Annotated in this window: 16 protein-coding genes; 8 read left to right on the forward strand and 8 right to left on the reverse strand. The window is 44.2% G+C overall.

Annotated elements, in window-relative coordinates; all coding sequences use genetic code 11:
- Positions 1–62: 62 nt before the first annotated feature.
- Complete coding sequence (locus R7F07_RS17440) at positions 63–749, reverse strand: response regulator (protein WP_005387163.1); 687 nt, start codon at positions 747–749, stop codon at positions 63–65.
- Positions 746–2,365, reverse strand: a complete 1,620-nt coding sequence (locus tag R7F07_RS17445) for a sensor histidine kinase (RefSeq protein ID WP_025768107.1) — start codon at positions 2,363–2,365, stop codon at positions 746–748. Before R7F07_RS17445 ends, R7F07_RS17440 begins: the two co-directional genes overlap by 4 nt.
- Before the next feature lie 476 nt (positions 2,366–2,841).
- On the opposite strand from R7F07_RS17445, the gene R7F07_RS17450 reads away from it, so the two are divergent.
- The 5 genes from R7F07_RS17450 (at position 2,842) to R7F07_RS17470 (ending at position 7,936) form a co-directional block, all read left to right on the forward strand.
- Positions 2,842–3,069 (forward strand): hypothetical protein, encoded by a 228-nt coding sequence (locus tag R7F07_RS17450; protein ID WP_005377125.1) that lies wholly within the window; start codon positions 2,842–2,844, stop codon positions 3,067–3,069.
- Positions 3,070–3,199: 130 nt separating this feature from the next.
- Positions 3,200–4,615 carry a TolC family protein gene (locus tag R7F07_RS17455; RefSeq protein ID WP_005387166.1) on the forward strand — a complete coding sequence of 472 codons (1,416 nt, stop codon included), beginning with the start codon at positions 3,200–3,202 and terminating at the stop codon, positions 4,613–4,615.
- A gap of 3 nt (positions 4,616–4,618) precedes the next feature.
- A complete protein-coding gene (locus tag R7F07_RS17460; RefSeq protein ID WP_005377122.1) occupies positions 4,619–5,599 on the forward strand; it encodes an HlyD family secretion protein in 981 nt (326 codons plus the stop codon).
- Between the two features lie 22 nt (positions 5,600–5,621).
- Positions 5,622–6,788: an ABC transporter permease gene (locus R7F07_RS17465; RefSeq protein ID WP_005387167.1), complete on the forward strand. Its 1,167-nt coding sequence runs from the start codon at positions 5,622–5,624 to the stop codon at positions 6,786–6,788.
- Positions 6,785–7,936, forward strand: a complete 1,152-nt coding sequence (locus tag R7F07_RS17470; protein WP_005387168.1) for an ABC transporter permease — start codon at positions 6,785–6,787, stop codon at positions 7,934–7,936. The genes R7F07_RS17465 and R7F07_RS17470 overlap by 4 nt, the downstream gene beginning before the upstream one ends.
- Before the next feature lie 286 nt (positions 7,937–8,222).
- Here R7F07_RS17470 and R7F07_RS17475 read toward each other — a convergent pair whose 3' ends face one another.
- The 6 genes from R7F07_RS17475 to aspT all read right to left on the reverse strand — a co-directional run bounded on the left by R7F07_RS17475 (position 8,223) and on the right by aspT (position 15,488).
- Complete coding sequence (locus tag R7F07_RS17475; protein ID WP_005377119.1) at positions 8,223–9,131, reverse strand: LysR family transcriptional regulator; 909 nt, start codon at positions 9,129–9,131, stop codon at positions 8,223–8,225.
- A gap of 141 nt (positions 9,132–9,272) precedes the next feature.
- A complete protein-coding gene (locus R7F07_RS17480; RefSeq protein ID WP_025768103.1) occupies positions 9,273–9,701 on the reverse strand; it encodes a hypothetical protein in 429 nt (142 codons plus the stop codon).
- A 17-nt stretch (positions 9,702–9,718) separates the two neighbouring features.
- Positions 9,719–10,888: a patatin-like phospholipase family protein gene (locus R7F07_RS17485; protein WP_017634571.1), complete on the reverse strand. Its 1,170-nt coding sequence runs from the start codon at positions 10,886–10,888 to the stop codon at positions 9,719–9,721.
- Positions 10,889–11,098: 210 nt separating this feature from the next.
- On the reverse strand, positions 11,099–11,956 hold the full coding sequence (pdxY, locus tag R7F07_RS17490) for a pyridoxal kinase PdxY (RefSeq protein WP_033906186.1): 858 nt from the start codon (positions 11,954–11,956) through the stop codon (positions 11,099–11,101).
- A gap of 125 nt (positions 11,957–12,081) precedes the next feature.
- Positions 12,082–13,677, reverse strand: a complete 1,596-nt coding sequence (locus R7F07_RS17495) for a bifunctional aspartate transaminase/aspartate 4-decarboxylase (RefSeq protein ID WP_053350320.1) — start codon at positions 13,675–13,677, stop codon at positions 12,082–12,084.
- A 95-nt stretch (positions 13,678–13,772) separates the two neighbouring features.
- The gene (gene aspT / locus R7F07_RS17500; RefSeq protein ID WP_017634574.1) at positions 13,773–15,488 is read right to left on the reverse strand and encodes an aspartate-alanine antiporter; all 1,716 of its coding nucleotides are present in this window, start codon (positions 15,486–15,488) and stop codon (positions 13,773–13,775) included.
- A gap of 426 nt (positions 15,489–15,914) precedes the next feature.
- Here aspT and R7F07_RS17505 point away from each other — a divergent pair, with 426 nt between their 5' ends.
- The 3 genes from R7F07_RS17505 to R7F07_RS17515 are packed head-to-tail and all read left to right on the forward strand — an operon-like array spanning position 15,915 to position 18,370.
- On the forward strand, positions 15,915–16,127 hold the full coding sequence (locus tag R7F07_RS17505; RefSeq protein WP_005377106.1) for a DUF1656 domain-containing protein: 213 nt from the start codon (positions 15,915–15,917) through the stop codon (positions 16,125–16,127).
- Positions 16,128–16,137: 10 nt separating this feature from the next.
- A complete protein-coding gene (locus tag R7F07_RS17510; RefSeq protein WP_005377105.1) occupies positions 16,138–17,001 on the forward strand; it encodes an HlyD family secretion protein in 864 nt (287 codons plus the stop codon).
- Positions 17,002–17,014: 13 nt separating this feature from the next.
- Positions 17,015–18,370, forward strand: coding sequence for an FUSC family protein (locus R7F07_RS17515; RefSeq protein WP_053306988.1), 1,356 nt, complete (start codon positions 17,015–17,017; stop codon positions 18,368–18,370).
- Positions 18,371–18,477: the final 107 nt, after the last annotated feature.

The following is an 18,477-nucleotide window of genomic DNA, read 5'->3' on the forward strand; positions in this document are numbered from 1 at the left end:
AAAGCGATGGTTTCTACAATAAGCCATCGCTTTTTATTTTGCATAGAGCATCAATATAAACGCTACCGCGTCACTTTTTTATAGCACCTTTCTGGCCTACCAACAGAGCCATAGTTTAAATCAGCCTCTAGTTCACCAGTGCTGATCAGATACTCCAAATAGCGCCTTGCCGTTGTTCGGCTCACTCCGATTTTTTCACCTGCCTCATCAGCGGTCAGCGCACTGCCATTTAGGAACAACTCTCTGATCTTGTCTAGGGTTACACCATCAATCCCTTTTGGTAATCGGTTCGGCAAGTTGTCTTGATTGGCGTGAGACTGCAGCATTTTATCAACGAGGTTCTGATCCAAACTCTCTACGATGTCTAGTTGTTGGCGTTGGGACACATACTTTTTCAGTGCGGCATCTAAGCGTGGAAACATCACTGGTTTTAACAGGTAATCGACAACGCCACCCCTCATCGCCTGTTGTAACGTATCGACATCCCTTGCGGCTGTAATCAAAATGACATCACACGTTTGGTTACTTGCACGCAGTGTATTTAGTATCTCAAGCCCTGTGCCATCGGGAAGATAGACATCCATCAATAGTAAATCTGGCTTAAGAATGTCGAGTTGCATTTCCGCTTCCATTCTCGTGGTCGCAATTCCAACCACTTCCAAACCTGTCAGTTGGCTTAAGTATTTGTGGTGCAGCTCAGCAATAGCCAGATCATCTTCAATGATCATTACGCGAGTCGCCATACTCATAATTGTTCTTCCTTGGGTAAGTACACCGTTATTCTTGTCCCATAATTTGTATTGGGTATCATCTCAACATGGCCGTGATATCGAGTAGCAAGCTGATTGACAAGGTGTAACCCAACTCCTCGATTTTGACGAGATTTCGTCGAAACGCCTTTTGTAAATAATGTTTGTGGATCCACTGTTTTTGGGAGGCCACAGCCATGATCTATCACCTCAAGTATCACTTCATTTCCGTAATCGCTAACGGACACATCAATGTTTCTGCGTTCTGACGCAACATTTGATTCATCGCGAATTGAAGTTAACGTGGCATCGAAAGCGTTATCAATCAAATTACCCAAAATTGTGACAAGGTCTTCCGAATTTAGCCACTCAGGCAGGGGCTCAAGACGACTGCCTTCCTCAACCACCAGTTGTAAGCCTAACTCGCGAGCACGTTCAGTTTTTCCAAGCAACATACCTGCAATTAGCGGGTCTTTAACGGTATCTCTTAAAAACTCAATCATTGCTTGATAGTGTGCGGTTTCTTGTCCAATTAACTTTTGCACCGCATCAAGTTCACCCATTTGTACTAGCCCACTAATGGTGTTGAGCTTATTTCGATGCTCATGGGTCTGCGAACGTAACAAATCTGCATATTCCTTGGTTTGTGATAGCTGCTCGGTTAGATCATTGATTTCATCCCTTAAACGGAAACTCGATACCGCCCCCACGATTTTTCCATCAACATAAATTGGAGAGCGATTTGCAATCAGGCGCTTATGATTAAGGAATATTTCAATATCATGATCTTCCTGCCCGCTTTCTAACACTGTATATAGATCGCTATCACGCAGCGTGTCAGTCAAAGGTTTATTGAGCGCTGATTCTCTATCAATACCGAGAATCTGGCAGGCACTACGATTTATCGAGCGAAGTATCCCTTGGGCATCAATGCTTAACACGCCCTCTTTGATGGTGCTCATCGTCACTTCTAATTCGCCGTACAACCGCCCTATCTCTTCAGGTTCAAAGCCTAAAATGGCGCGCTGAAACTTTCTCGACGCATAATTAGATACAATGGCATTAGCGACGACAACTACGATGACCATTAAAATCAAAAAGGCCAAAAATGGTTCGATGCGGTCTTGCAGTCGGTCGAGCAAATAGCCAACTGAAACCACACCAATAATGTTCCCTTGCTCGTCAAAAATCGCAGCTTTACCACGAACTGAATAACCTAACGAGCCCTGTGCCGTCGAAACATAAGACAACCCCTGTTCTAGCGCTCGACGATTGTCGCCACCTCTCATTGGCTTGCCCAACCGCTCATCAACAGGGTGGATTAAGCGTACTCCCTTATGGTCGCCAATAACGATGAATGCAGCACCTATGGCTTCGGTTAATTCTCTAAAGCGAAGTTGGTATGGCTGGGGGTTTTGGGTTTCGATCATTTCACGAACAACCGCTGAGTCCGCTAAAAAACGGGCAACACCCAGTGCTTTTTCTCCCATTTCTTGCTCTTGATTGATTTTGAGATAAGTGAACCCCGCGGCGACAAGCAATAACAGCTCTATCAACCCCGATAGCGTCATGATAATGAGCATCCGCTTACGAAAGCTGATGGTTTTCCAACTCATTGATACATCCTTGTGATTCACTCTTGAGCGTAACGTTAACACTCAGTTAACAGCATGACGTTGTCGCGGTGATAAATCTGTGAGGAAGGCAAACAAACCGCAGAGTTTACGGTTAATTAATCGACGAGCTGAAACATAAAATTACAACCATTCACCAAATTTAGCATTCCTCTCTGATACTCAATTCCATACATAAATTGCCCTTAAAATCATGATCGCGATCACATCGATTTTAGCGGTTTTTGAGGCGTTTTTAGATTTTACAACGTATAATTTTTAATCAACGAAACCAATGAGAGTTTCGGTTTGAAAGCAGTGAAGCTGGAAGTCTATTAAAAGCTCAACATTGATGTCAGTGGTTTGGACAAAAATAAAACAAAACACAAATACTGACTATATGACAAACACTTAGACACCATCTGAAAACTGGAAAACTATAAACAGAGGTGCATTTATAGTTAGAAGGAACACCAAACATGGAACGCGATACCTTTGGAATATGCCTGAATAAGGCGATGCTGTCAGAGAATATGTATTCAACATTTACACACGTCAGGGCTTATGAAAAAAACGGAGGCGGTACTTCTGATCTCAAAGTCCTGTTATCGTTCCCTCAAATGAGTGGAAAAGATCTATTGAATACGATGCGAGGTTCTCGTCAGCTCGAGTGGAGAGCGGAGTTTCACTGTCCATATACGAAATAAATTTGTAACATCTCCCGCGCCCAGCACAAATATAACTGGGCGCATACTACTGCCCAATTTTCCCTCCTACTTAACACGCAGTTACGAATCCTTTATATTAGAGCTAATACTCTACGACAAAGCAGCCATTATGAAAAAAACAGGAAAGTTTTGGATACTGGGCTTACTTAGCAGCTCGATTTCCCTTGCCTGTCATGCGGCACCGATCACTTTTGATACCGCATGGCAGCTATTGCTAGAAAACAACTATTCTCTTAAAGCTCAACGCTCAAACGTCGAGAACTACCAATACCAAGAGAGTGCCACCAGCAATCTCAACTTACCTCAAGTTACCATTGGCGCGAATTACACGCGTTTAGATACCGATATCACGCTTTCGGGAAAACAGATTCTAGACAGCACAGGAGCACACATTAACGTACCTCCTGCTTTTCAGCCTATTTTTGGTGCCTTAGCTAATACCACTTCGACCATAACCGAGCGCGATATTTTCTCTTCGTCTATTCGTGCCATTTGGCCAATTTTTACTGGTGGTAGAATTTCTGCGGCTCAATCAGCAGCAGAAGGCAAAACGGATGAGGCGAAAAGTCAGCTTTTAATGGAACAACAAGCGCGTTTTGAAGATTTATCGAAGTACTACTTTTCTGTCGTACTGGCAAAGGAAGTACTCGCAACGCGGCAAGCGGTTGAAGCTGGGCTAAAAAAGCATCGAGATTTTGCCATTAAGCTTGAAGAGCAAGGACAAATCGCGCACGTTGAGCGCCTGCAAGCCGAGGCTTCTTTAGATAAAGCATCTGTAGAAACACGTAAAGCAGCCAGCGATTTGAGTATCGCTCAGGCTGCATTAGGTAAATTACTCGCGCAAGATGATGCCGTAGAGCCCGCTGAATCTTTGTTTATCAACGACAGTCTTCCCCCTCTTACTGCTTTTGTCGATCAAACGTTGCTTACCTATCCGGGGTTAGAGCTTCTGAGCGCTAAACACAAACAAGCCTCTAGCTTAATCAAAGCAGAAAAAGGGAAATACTACCCTGAAGTTTATCTTTACGGCGACTACAGCTTGTATGAAGACGATTCTCTCGCAAGCCAAATGAAGCCTGACTGGTTAGTTGGTGTTGGTGTCAGCATTCCACTGATTGAATCATCAGGGCGAAGCGAAAAAGTCAAAGCCGCTCAAAGCGTCGTCTCGCAGGTCGACTCATTAAAGTCCCAAGCCAAACAAGACTTATCGCTGTTAGTCCAAAAGACATACTTGGAGGCTCAGCAAGCCATTGATGAAGTACAAGGGCTCGCATCTAGCATTGAACTCGCTAACGAAAACCTGCGCTTGCGTGAAAAAGCATTTACTCAGGGTCTGTCGTCTTCTCTGGATGTTGTGGATGCACAACTTTATGTCGCGAGTATAGAAACACAACGTTCAGCGGCGCGTTTCCGCTATTTAATATCTTTAACCAAGCTACTCGCATTGAGCAGTGAAATGAACAGTTTCGAACAATATCAAAATACCGCTTATATCCCTGCTTCAACATCCAAAGAGGTGAAATAAATCATGGCAGCTAAATCACTAAAACCCGTTTTACTCTCACTTTGTGCTTTGGGTGTTGCCTCTTGGGTTGGGTATCAATTTTACCAAGCCTATCAACCGGAACCGATCCGCTTACAGGGATTAATTGAAGCCCAGCAATACAGTATTTCCTCAAAAGTTCCAGGGCGTATTGATGAGGTCATGGTACGTAAAGGCGACGATGTAGAGAAAGGTCAGCTTATTTTTACCCTTCATAGTCCTGAAATTGAAGCGAAGTTAGAACAAGCAAAAGCAGGTGAAAAAGCGGCGGACGCCTTAGCTCAAGAAGCTGAGAAAGGCGCACGTGAGCAACAAATCCAAGCAGCAAAAGATCAGTGGATGAAAGCCAAAGCCGCTGCGAATTTAATGGAAAAAACCTACAATCGTGTGAATAACCTTTATAACGATGGCGTGGTTGCAGAACAAAAACGCGATGAAGCTTTAACGCAGTGGCAAGCAGCGAAATACACAGAAAGTGCCGCGTTTCAAATGTACGAAATGGCAAAAGAAGGCGCTAGAAGTGAAACCAAAGTGGCTGCGGCGGAAAAAGCGCGCATGGCATCAGGTGCCGTAGCCGAAGTAGAAGCGTACGCGAAAGATACTCAGATCTACAGCTGGTTTGACGGCGAAGTCTCTCAAGTTCTACTTCAAAGTGGTGAATTAGCACCTCAGGGCTTCCCGGTTGTTACTGTGATAGATACAGAAGATGCCTGGGCGACACTTAATGTGCGTGAAGATTACCTTCAACACTTTAAAAAAGGAGCAACCTTTGATGCCTATTTGCCTGCCTTAAACAAAAATGTTGAGTTCAAAGTAACACATGTTGCCGTTATGGGTGACTTTGCAACGTGGAGAGCAACCGATGCTTCTCAAGGTTTTGATCTTCGTACCTTTGAAGTAGAAGCTCGTCCAGCTCAACCCGAACCTGAACTGCGTATGGGAATGAGTGTTGTCGTTGAACTTTAATCACAACCACTAGGTTAATGCTATGACGATTAAGATTTCACAGCGGCATATCTTACGACGAGACAAGTGGTTGCTTTCGTGCCTTAGTTGGATACCGATTTTGCTCGCGATGATGATTTGGGGAGTGTTCTCTGCGGGCATTGCCCGGGATCTGCCAATCGGTGTGGTTGATCTACAACATTCCCAACTTTCTCGAAAGCTCATTCAATCTTTGGATGCGTCGTCGAGTCTGGCTGTTAACTATCACTACACCAGTGCAAGCGAAGCAAAAAATGCGATGATTGAAGGCGATATCTACGCTTACGCGGTCATCCCATCTAAGTTCGACCAAGATATTCTCCAGCACCGCCAACCTCAACTTTCTGTCTTTTACAACAGTCAGTACATTTTGGTAGCGAAACTGATCAACTCTGCCGTTGCGCAAGCACAAGGCTATTTCGACGCTCAGGTTGAAGTAATGGGAAACTTGGCTAAGGGTAACACCACAACGTTAGCAGCGGCTGGACAGGCTGTACCCGTGTCGACACAAATAACCGCATTATTTAACCGTAACAATAACTACGCACAATTTTTGGTAACGGCTATCGTGCCATCCATTTGGCAAATATGTATTGTAGTAAGCACTATTTTGATTCTTGCCGCGCACTTTCGCATTTATGGTGGAAAGAATGGCTTTGCATTTTTGGGCGAAAAGCCATACGCCAGGCTCACTACCCTATTAAGTCAGTACATTCCGGTCTTTATGGCGCAAGGTGCGTTGTTCTTGTACTGGTTTTATTCTGTGCTTGATTGGCCAATGGAAGGCAGTTTTGTGGTTATGCTACTAGCACAATTGGCGACGGTTATCGCCTGTATCATTATGGGAGCGTTGTTCTTCTTCTTGTCGATGGATCCTGCACGTGCGATGAGTTTTGCTGGCGCGTTTACGGCTCCAAGTTTCGCGTTCATGGGAATTACATTCCCAGTTTCTGACATGAACACGCTCGCTTATGCATGGCGTTCATTATTGCCGATTACCCATTACATTGAAGTACAAGTGAGTCAAGCAAGCTATGGAGCATCGGCCGCACAATCTTTAAGCTCGCTATGGCCTATGATTGGTTATGTTGTGCCCCTGCTCATTACCGCAGCCTTGATGGGTAAACATCGAACAGCTTCATCAACACGCCAAGCGAAGGAGGCGGTATGACATTGTGGCAACTGATTAAAGCGGAACTTAAGGCCGTTCTAACCAATCCAGTCGTTACGTTGACCGTGTTTGGTGGTGTCGTATTTTACTCGTTTTTATACCCTTTGCCTTATGCACAACAAACGCCTCGTGAACAACCAATCGCGATTGTTAATCTAGATGGTAGTCAGACGAGTTTAAAGCTGGAACGTATGGTTGATGCCACCCCGCAAGTCAACGTAGTCACTCGACTTCATACGATTGCCGATGCAAAGCAAGCATTTTTACAACGAGAGATCACCGGTTTTTTAGTCATACCAGAACACTTTTACAAAGACCTAATGCTAGGTAAAAGCCCGACTCTAGCCTACGCTGCGGACGCCTCGTATTTTCTCGTGTACGGAACCGTGGTAGAAGGATTGGCCCAAGCGGGAGGCACATTAGGGGCCCAAGTGAAAGTCAGTAAAATGGTGATAGATGGTGTGCCCATGAGTATGGCTAGCCATAATTACTCTGCTATTAAGCTTAATATGAAACCGACGTTCAACCCAACCATGGGTTACATCGAATACGTAGTGCCGGCAGTATTTGTTCTGATTTTACAACAAACGTTGATCATGGCGGTTGGATTACAAACGGGAACACAGCGTCATGGTCGTGGCTATTGGTCACAAGTATCAACGGGATCGCTGCTGCTTGTGAGAACGTTAGTATTTGTGGCAATTTATTATTTACTCGGCGCCTATTATTTTGGTTTTAGCTTCGAACGCTTAAACGTAAACCATATCGCCAACGCGGGCGAATTGCTGGCTATGTTGTTCCCGTTCTTTTTAGGTTGTTGCGGACTAGGCTTCTGGCTAGGCTACTTATTACCTCGGCGTGAACTGGTTACCTTAGTCGTCCTCGTGAGCTCTATGCCTCTCATTTTCTTGGCGGGTTTTATTTGGCCGATTGAAGCCATTCCTGCTCCCCTACTATGGATTGCAGATTTAAGTCCAAGTACATGGGCGATCAAAGCTTTCTTAGCGCTAAACCAAATGGGGGCAACCTGGCAACAAGTCGCTCCACATTGGACGGCACTTTGGGCACTCACCGTGCTTTGGGGTAGCGTTGCGTACTGGATTGCTAAGCGCAATAACAAGCCAGTTGTAACAGAGAGCTTGGGGTGACAGCTGACATTTTTTATTACTATAAAAAAAGCCGGGTAACTAAACCCGGCTGAAAATCTGCGTCCTTGCAGCGGACATATGGTAAAAACACTTTTTGCTCTGGGCTTACCCATTGAGCGAGGTTAGATTAAGCCAAAAACTATGGACTCCATACTCTCATATAGAGGGTCATATCCTTCCAATAGACATTAGTCTTCGCTAGAACGATAACGTTTTTCAGACACAAAAAAACAAGACTCACGTTGAGTCTTGTTGTTGATAGGGATGAGCAGGATACATGTCGCCGCTAAGTCATATCACGGATTATTTTCTCTCGGTATTCTGTAACGACCTTCATGATTGAATTTTTTACATCACCGACTTGCTTAGAGGGTTGGCACCATAGGCCAAAACCAAACTTAAAACCTTCCAATAATTCAGAAGCTTCCACTGGCTCTATATGATTATTAGAAAACTCCGAATGGGCAAACGTTCTGGGGAGAATCGCCCATCCTAAACCTGCTTCAACCATTTTCACGACTAGGGCCAATTGGTCGACCTCTTCATGGTTCGAACTTACGATGACTTTTTCGCCCATTCCCTCTTCAATAAGAGAACGCAGTACAAATTGTTTACTATTCCTCAAGGCTGTCAATACTCGATCTGGTGCCATAGAAGCGAGTTCACCACCTTTCTGGACGAAAGGAACAAATTCAAAATGACCTAAAAACGTCGCATCCAAACTATGTATTGCTCGACTATCATGTACATTGACAATACCGAATTGATACTCACCATTCTGTAAACCCTCTTTAATTTCGTTGCGATTACGAACAAGAAAGTTAACTCGCATCATCGGAAAATCTGCTGCTAATTGAATACGAAGCAATACAAGAAAACGGTGTGGTATAGCGCTTGAATAGGCGATACTAACATTCTCTAACCCACCGTAAGCCAGACTTAATGCGACTTTATCGAAAGTACGTGCTTGTTCGATGGTTTGCTTAGCATAGTGGTAAAGAAGATGACCATCTTCTGTCGGTTCTACCGAGCGCCCCACTCGCTCAAACAGGTTGACCGCCAGTTGGTCTTCAAGATTGGTAATCACCTGCCCTATTGTGGTTCGGTGCTTATTGAGTTTGACCGCCGCCTTACTAAACGAAAGCTGTTCATAAACGGTTACGAACGCGAGAAGTTGTTCAAAACTAAAATTCATAGGTTGTGCTTACTTTTTAGAGTTATCTAATTAAATTACCACAAGATCGTAGAATTGCTACTTGGTAACGGAAACAATCTGCGTTTGAATTCCTTCTCGACGACACAAAAAACCTACTAGCTTCAGTAGGTTTTCTCTAACTTAGTTGTACTCAACGACACGAGCTAAATAGTTGAATTCTCCTGAGTCACCATGGTAATCGCGGTAGACATCGACACTGAAATATTTAGGTTGATCAGCGTAAATGTGGTCAACGACTTTTTGCTCAAGTGACTCCAACGTTTCACCGACCTGAGAGTACACGAACTGCTTGTTCACTTTTTCCAATTTACGTTTTTTCGCTTCTTTGTGTGACACATAGTTGTTGATCTCTTCCCACTTTCCCACGAACTCGACCGCCACGTAACTCGAGTTCTCGTCAATCATGATAAAGGCTGCACCTTCTTCTTTGATTGCAGACAGTTGCTGCATATCACTATCCACTTTTTGCTGGTCAAGATGGGCTCCACTTTGGGCGAATGCAGTCGCGGAAGCGGTAAGTATCATGAGTGTAAGAACGGCTTTTTTCATTGTATCGTTTTCCTGTATTAAGGGAGTTCAGTTACCCAAAGTTGCCCTTGGGTGGCTTTTTTGAATCCATATTCGTAAATCGTCAGCAAGTAGCGGTGATCGAACATATCTTTCGTTACTTTGGCGTACCTGAAATCTTGATCAATGTAGGTAAACTGCATCTCGATATCGTTGATTTCACTGATGTATTTCATTCGATAGAGATCACCACGAGTTTGCGCTAGCGTAAGGCTTGAGACACTTTTCGATACCAAGTCCAAACCTTTGTCTTTTAGTGGACGATACGGCGCTTTTAACGCACCATTGCGAATCACATCCAACTGAGGCGCTTTTTCTAACCCCAAAGCATCTGAGATTTGTTGATAGTTGAAGTTAGACGGATTAAAGAACACCTGCGCTGCGAGACCGCCATCTACGTGTAACTCCTCAAGTGTTTCTCCATCATGTTCAACATCGATAAATTGTGGAGGGAAAACACCAGGGATCGATGCGCTCGCAGCAAGCACCTTGTAAATAAGTTCAGATTTGTCCGCTAAATCACTGTTCGCAATCGCACCAATATTCCAAATCACCAGTTCGCCTGAATCAAAATGGGTACTGCCAATAAAGAGGCGTTTACCATTGCGGTGTTGCTGCGCCATCGCCTCGATCATGGGCTCAGGGTAAGCGTCTGCGATGAAATCATAGAGGTTCTCACCATCGGTAAACGCGTCCTTAAACAGGGTATTTAAGAAGTTCTTCTTACCCAAAATATTCTTATCATTGATGTTGAGCATGACTTCTTTCATCTTTGGCATCGCATCACCGCCAATGAAAACAAAAGGAGCGATTAGGGCACCCGCACTGACTCCAGTAATGATGGCATAATCTTTTAGCTCCCCCTTTTCCTGTAGCCCCATCAAAACGCCGGCCCCGTATGCACCGTTTACGCCACCACCCGATAAGGCCAAAATATTGAGCTGTTCACCCTCTACTTTGATCGGTGTGGTTTGATTGTGCGCTGAGTAGAGAAAATCCGGCGCTTCATTGGCCCACATTCGAAGTGGCTCATTTGGTGTCGAACTCGCGATCTCGACATCTTTATAGTTGCTTTGAGAAACACGAACATCCAGCGTATGAGGTGAACTACAAGCTACTATCAGCAGCGAAAGTGCAACCGTCACACCAGAGGAAATTAAACGATTCATAATCAGTCTCATTTAATGTTCTCTGGCGTATGACCAGAGACTCAGTTTGAAGTTAATTGGGTCAAAATGAAGTCCGTTTCGTTGTTTGGAGTTACTATAGCTAGGCACGGCTAAACCCCATAATCGCGATTGTAGGATGCTATCCATCAAAGCAATTATGCCAAGTTTCTATATGCTAACTTTACGCTTCTCCGTTAATTAGGTACTGCGCTAAGCAATTTTCACGACGTTGAACTCATGCGTCGGTTCGACAAATTCGTATTGGGCATTGATCGTCTGTAGCTCCCATGTGCCATAGCCTTTTGTGATCTCCAATACACCGTAAACGGCGTTATGTGTATGACGAAAGGCTGCGACAGGAGACATCTTCTTCACCAAACAAGAGGTAAAAATCGCAGAAATTAAATCACCGACTCCGACTGGCTGCATAGCAAATTCAACACTAGGTCGTTGGGCCAAATAGCTTGCTTTCGGCGTCGCTAAAATCATACTGAAGGCGTCATCTGTTAGTGCATGCAGGTGTTTCACCAATACCATTTTCGGTCCTAACTCTAAGGCTTTTTTACATGCAGTGACCGCATCATAAAGAGAGTTAATTTTCACACCTGTTAACTCGCTCAGTTCAAACTGGTTAGGAACAATCACATCAGCGATGGGCAACAAGCTATGGCTTATCGCTTCTTTGACACCGTCTGCCACAATGCAACCTTTGTCTGGATCACCCATAACTGGGTCACACACATAAAGCGCGCTGTGGTTACGCGATTTGACTAAACTTACCGCTTCGGCCACCGCTCGACATTGCTCTGCGCTGCCTTGATAACCGGACAGTATCGCGCCACATTCGCCTAACTTCTCAATGTTATCTAAGCCTCTCATTAGAGAATGAATTTCATCTGCCCCAAACTTCTGTCCAGTCCAACCTTGCTGGTACTGAGTGTGATTTGAAAACTGAACCGTGTGAATTGGCCATACTTCGAGGCCCATTCTCTGCATTGGGAAGACTGCAGAACTGTTTCCGGCGTGGCCATAAACCACATGAGATTGAATAGAAATAATGCTTTTCATAAGTCACTCTTAATAGGGAAGTTTGTTAGCTTGGCGACTAAATAAACACAATGCCGCGCACTGTGCTTATTTGGTCGGAATAGCCTCGACAACGCCGAGGCTTATTCTTAATCAGGCTGGATTCATTAGCCTTTGAATTCAGCAAAGTACTCATCCAACACTTTGCGTGTTGCACGACCGATAAGCTCGTATTCGTGGTGAGTAAGGTTTGCTAGCGAAACTCGAACTGATGCATGCACTACATCGAAGCCTTGGCCTGGAAGTAGGATAACGCCGGTTTCATGTGCAAGGCGGAACAGGAAGTCTTTGCCCTTCTCGCTCGCTTTGAACCATTCAACGAATGCTGGTCCGTACAATTTGCCGCCCAGAGTGTCGAGCTCAAGCAGTGTGTAGTAGTCCACACGATCTTTGTTTTCTTCAATTTCTACACCCATGTTTTTGTACAGAGTTTTGTAACGCTCGCGAATGATGCGTTTACATGCTTCTTTGTAGTTTTTCTCTGAGTCCATCAGACAATTCAATGAGAACAGCGCCATTTGAACTTGTTGAGGAAGCGACAAACCTGCTGTGTGGTTAAGCGCTACGCTACGGCTGTCGGCAACGATACGGTCAATAAACTTGATCTCACGAGGTTCCGGAGTCAGCGTTTTGTAACGATCGTCCAACTCAAGTTGACGCACTTCAGGAAGGCTACGCATTGCATCGTCAAACACGTTGTTGTGTTGAATCGCAATCGAGCCTAAACGCCAGCCTGTTGCACCGAAGTACTTAGAGAACGAATACACACAAAGCGTGTTGTATGGCAGTTTTGCAAACAGTGAGACAAAGTCGTCCGCAAATGTGCCGTATACATCGTCAGTCACAATGAACAGGTCGCTACGTTCGTTGTTCACAAAATTTGATAGGTTATCCAGAGTCTCATCCGAGAACTTCACAGACGCTGGGTTTGCCGGGTTAACAACACAAAGCAGTTTGATGCCTGTATCTGCAAGCTTTTCGATTTCAGACATCGGCAGTTGCCATGTTGTCTCATCCAGACGTAGTTCAACGATTTCCAGTTCGTATTCACTCAGTTCTGGAATCTCTAGGTAAGGCGTAAAGATTGGAGTGATTAGCGCAACCTTGTCACCTTTCTTCAATAGACCGTTGTTGAACATAGTTTGGAAGGTGTACGTCATAGACGCCGTACCGCCTTCCGTTGCAAACAGATCGAAGTCTGTTGTCATTGGCATTGGGCCGTACATCTCTTCTGCAATGTATTGCTTCACAACGGTTTCGATGTTCGTCAACATACGTGGTGGCACTGGGTAGTTACATGCAAGGTATGCGTTAACCAGTTCATTCAAGAATGCTTGTTTCTCTAGACCCAAACGGTCTTTTGCGTAGCTCAGCGACTTTTCCAAGAACTGTACGCCTTGGTCTTGTTTATTCTTGCTTGCAAACGTATCGAAGCGTTCAACAATGCCCACACCATCTGGAATGCCACCGAAACCACCATCTAGGTATGAATAAGTGCGCTCGGCTTCCAATATTGCGAACTCACCCAAACGAATGAACGCTTTACGTGGTAGTGTCGCAAGAAAATTAGGATTACCACGACCTGCATCTAATAAAGCGCGGTCAGGAACAGTTTGTGCCACTTCAATAAGTTTATCTTTTAATTCAAATGGGCTTAAATCTGCAAATTTTGAAAAATCAATTGTTGTATTTTGCGTAGTCATAATATTTACCTGAATTTATTATTTAGTAAAATTTGGATAATACTTCCCCTACCGCCTATTTAATTAGGCGATAAGAGTGTTCGAATTTATTTAAATTACATGCCTGCGTTTAAAGTAATAATGCCGACAATAATTGGACCCCATAGGGTAAGCAGTACATTGGCGACTGCATAAGTCACGGTGAATGAGAATACTGGTGTTGCATTACCTGTTTTTTCCATTAAAGCCGCAAATGCTGGGTTCGCACTTCGTCCACCTGTCACACAGCCAAGTGCTTCAACTGGATTCTTAATCTTCAATACAAAATATGAGAAGAAGAACGAAATAATCTGAGGGATAATCGTTACACCCATGCCAAGGAACAACAGAGACATACCGTGTTCTTTGATGGTGTCGACCGCTTGAGGCCCAGCCTCAAGGCCAACAATGCCCACAAATGCTGCCAAACCGAAATCTCGAATAAAGTTCGCGGCCCCCACAGGAAACTGAGCAACATGCGGATTGCGGCTACGCAACCAACCCACAATCAAACCTGAGATCAAACAACCTGCACCAGAACCGATAGTGACGGGAATACCAGCAATCTTAAAACTGATTAGACCAATTAATAGACCCACCACCATGCCCATACCAAGCACGACTAAGTCAGTCACGTTTGCTGAGCCCATTCGCTGACCAATGTTTTTCTCAACGCGATTGATATCTTTTGCGGTACCTGTAAGCTGGATGACGTCATTTTTCTTCACCACAAGATCCGGCGTTATTTCAATTGAGTTGCCTTCACGAATATAGTCTGTCACATAAATACCGCGCATAGAGCCTTGGTTCGAAGCCTCTTTAATCTCTTGCAGCGACTTACCAATCAGTTTGCGGTTGTCTGCGATCAGTTGACGGTTTTCTTCAATAACTTCATAGCCTTCTGGAAGTGCAATCTCATTGTCAGCCAAACCATCTTGCAGCTGATGCACTGCATTACGGCGACCTGTTACGACAATGACATCCCCTTCTTTCAGGGCTGTGAATTTGTCCACGTCTAGCACTTTGCCATCGCGTTGAATCAATTCAATACAAGCAGCCAGAGCGTGTTGGTTTAACTGAGCTAAGGTTTTGCCTGCTAGCCCACCATCTTTGCTCACTTTAAATGCTCGTGTAACCAGCGCTGTGACAGCGTTGAACTCACCCGGCGCTAAATCACGCTTACCATTTGAATTTTTCTCTTCTAGAGCAATCGCTTCTGCTCGGATATCCCACTTCATCAGTGTTGGGAATACCCATGTCACCATCAGAATTGGACCAAGCGAACCAAAGATGTACGTAACTGCGTAGCCTACTGCGACATTGGTCTGCATTAGGTGCTTAGCTTCTTCTGTCACACCCCCAAGACGTGCGATCGCATCACCCGCTGTACCGATGATTGCCGATTGAGTCAAACCACCAGCTGCAAGGCCTGCTGCCGTACCTCTGTCTAGATCAAACATCCAAGCAGCTGCTAGTACACAAAGCAGGCCAGAAACCGTCATCACTACAGCGGAAAGTAGAATGTTGATGGTTCTAAAGTTCAGTGCTTTGAAGAACTGTGCACCACCTTGATACCCTACTGCGTAAATAAAGAGCGCAAAGAAAATGCTTTTTACGCCGGGATCAATATGAACACCAAATTGCCCAATAATTACACCCATTAATAATGTTCCGGCAACACCGCCAAGAACAAATCGACCAATGGTAATTTTACCAACCATATAACCGAGAGAGAGCGTAATAAAGAGAGCAACAAATGGTGCCATGTCAAAAAGGTTAGAAATAATTTCCATGACAATTTTACTCTTACTAATAAATATAAAACTCAAATAATCTAACGAATAATCTGTCACTCATATTTGTTGGATTATTTAATTTAAAAAGCATCTCGTTTGCTTCGAAGCGAATATTAGGAACAAAAACTCACAACTCGTAATCCCATTTGAAGGATGAAACCATCACTTCGCATATTCAAACGCAAACATTGAACAATAATTGTCGAAAATTTAACAGCTTAGTGGTCTTAAATGAGCATCAAATAAATTGGAAAATAAATTTATTTTTATGTTCACTGTCCAAAAAGCTACTTTGTTGCGCTATTCCCTCTATATAGCGCATAACACCTTTCGTTTGATGGATTAGATCCTCCAAAAGCGATTATCACGGATGCCATCATTTGCCTTATCTTTCCATTCATCAAGTTAATAGAGAAAAACACCATGAACTCAATGCCACATGAACTTGTGTGGGGCGAAGTTTACTTCCCTCCCTTGTTGCTGGTTATTGCATTGGCTTACATGCTCACCATTTTGGTTGGAACCGTTGCAACAAAACTGGGACTCCACAAATACGTTGCATTTCCCGCGCTCGCTGAGCTAAGCCTAATTGTGATTTTTACTGGCGTTATTGGTCGATTCATTACCATATTTTGAGGCAAATTCCGTGATAAAACGTTATCTCATCACACTGCTACTGCTGTGTTCAGCTGGCACCGTGATTTTCAGCTACTACCAATCATATTCTGACAACCCATGGACTAGAGATGGCCAAGTTAGCGCGCACATCGTTTCTATAACCCCCCGCGTAACGGGACAAATCATCCAAGTCTACGTCGAAGACAATTCGCAAGTGAAACAAGGCGATTTGCTGTTTGAGATTGACCCAAGCATCTATAAAGCGGCGTACCACAAAGCGCTAGCAGCTCAAAAGCAAGCCATTGCATTACTAGCAAAGGCCAAAAATGAAGAGCAGCGAGCACTTAAGTTAGAAAAGCGCACACCTGGCGCCGTACCTGTACTGACATTGAATAACCTAGACAATGCGGTGGAGACAGCCGTTGCCAACGTAGAACTCGCGAAAGCCAATGTTGAAGAAGCCAAGCTAAACCTTGATTACACAAAAGTTTATGCGCCAACGAATGGTTATATCACTAATTTGAACTTACGCGTCGGCTCTCAAGTCGTCGCTAACTCCCCAGTCGTGGCTTTAATTGATGAAGACAGCTTTTGGATCGAAGGATATTTCAAAGAAACGGATTTAGTTGGCGTTGATCCACAAGATAAAGCCTACGTGACCTTAATGATGCACAATGAAGCTGTGCTGGAAGGCAAAATCAAAAGCATTGGCTACGGCATTGCGAAGCAAGATGGTAGTACTGGTAACGATCTTTTGCCCAATGTGAACCCTAACTTTCAGTGGATACGCTTAGCTCAACGCATTCCAATTAAAGTTAAATTAGATCACTTACCGAAAGATTTTCAACTACGTGTTGGTATGACGGCCTCTATCAAAATCATCAAACAATAATGTGGTGGAATGTATGTTTAATGCCTCAACCAAAGAAGCAATCAAAGCTGCGCTGTCTATCGTTATCGCGATCTGCCTTGCCTTATGGTTTCAATGGGAGAAACCGTATTGGGCAGCGATCGCAGTCGCGGTAATGGCATTAAATGAAAGCTTCGCTCACTCAATAAACAAAGGTCATAATCGCTTATTAGGAACCCTCCTTGGCATCGGTTATGCCTTTTTCCTCATCACGACGTTTTCTCAAGATCGCTTTTTGTTTCTCACCTTCTTCACCTTGTTTTTAGGTGCGTGCATTTTTATGTCGAGCGACGAAAAGTATGGTTATGTGTTCTCTATCGGCTTTGCTGTGTGCTCCATCATCGCATGTATGGGAGGATTTGATAGTCAAGCAACGTTCCACTTCGCCGTCCTTCGTATGCAGGAGACGATTCTTGGTGTGATCACATTTTCTGTTGTGTACCGATTAGTTTGGCCAGTCAGTACAGAACAAAACTTCATTCAACGTTTTGAGGCCAGCAGAGAGGCGATGCTTAACGCTATGAAATCGCCCAATGATATAGATACTGAAGCTCTTGAGACCAACACCGCCAACATAGAAAAGTTATTCCAACTGGTCGGCTTACCACTTACTGGCAGCTACCACTTGAAAGAACATCGTCAGCTATGGCGTGCGCGTTTAAATGAGATGGCACAAATCCAAGACCGATTGCTAGAACAAGCAGATAAATCGCAAAGTCGTGAGATCGATTGGCCAACACTAACGCAGCAACTGCAAAGCTTTGATATTAAAAATCCAAGTACGTCGCTCATTGGTCACGTTGCTTATGTCATGCAAAGAGAGAAAAACACGGTTTGGCATCACGAGCATCGAACGTTTATCCAGCATTTGAATGAAGACGGCAGAAAGGTACTGCAAGGTGTCTCCATGTTCGTGACGTCGCTGTTGATCTGGATTTATCTTCCTGTGCCCGGAGGTTTCATTTTTCCGATGCTAGCAGGCGTGTTCTCTTCAATCGTTCCTACTATGCCACCAAGCATTATTAAAGATGCATTTTTTGGTGTGATAGGCACTGGCACGGTGATTCTATTGCAATACATTTTCCTAATGCCAATGATGACCGAGCTTTGGCAGCTTGGGCTATTCTACTTCATCAACATCATCGTGATTTGGAAGGTATTTTCCACACCAAAGCTGATGGTACACAGAATTCTAGGTATTAACTTATTGGTTGTCTTGACATCAGGAGCGCTCAATTTAACCCCAGCGTATCGAATTGAAACGCCCTTGCTGATGCTGGTAAACATTATGATTATTTTGATGATTGCCAAGTTGTTTACTGATCTGTTTCGTGTTCGCGTTACGGTCTAAGCGTCACCTCCGTTCTTGAAACTAAAGCCCTGCATTGCTTCTGCTCTGCGGGGCTGTTTGTTTGTGAGCTAGCCATTATTCCTCCGTAACCCATAAAGCGAGGATAG

The sequence above is a fragment of the Vibrio sp. YT-16 genome (genome assembly GCF_033337405.1).
GTDB lineage: Bacteria > Pseudomonadota > Gammaproteobacteria > Enterobacterales > Vibrionaceae > Vibrio > Vibrio alginolyticus.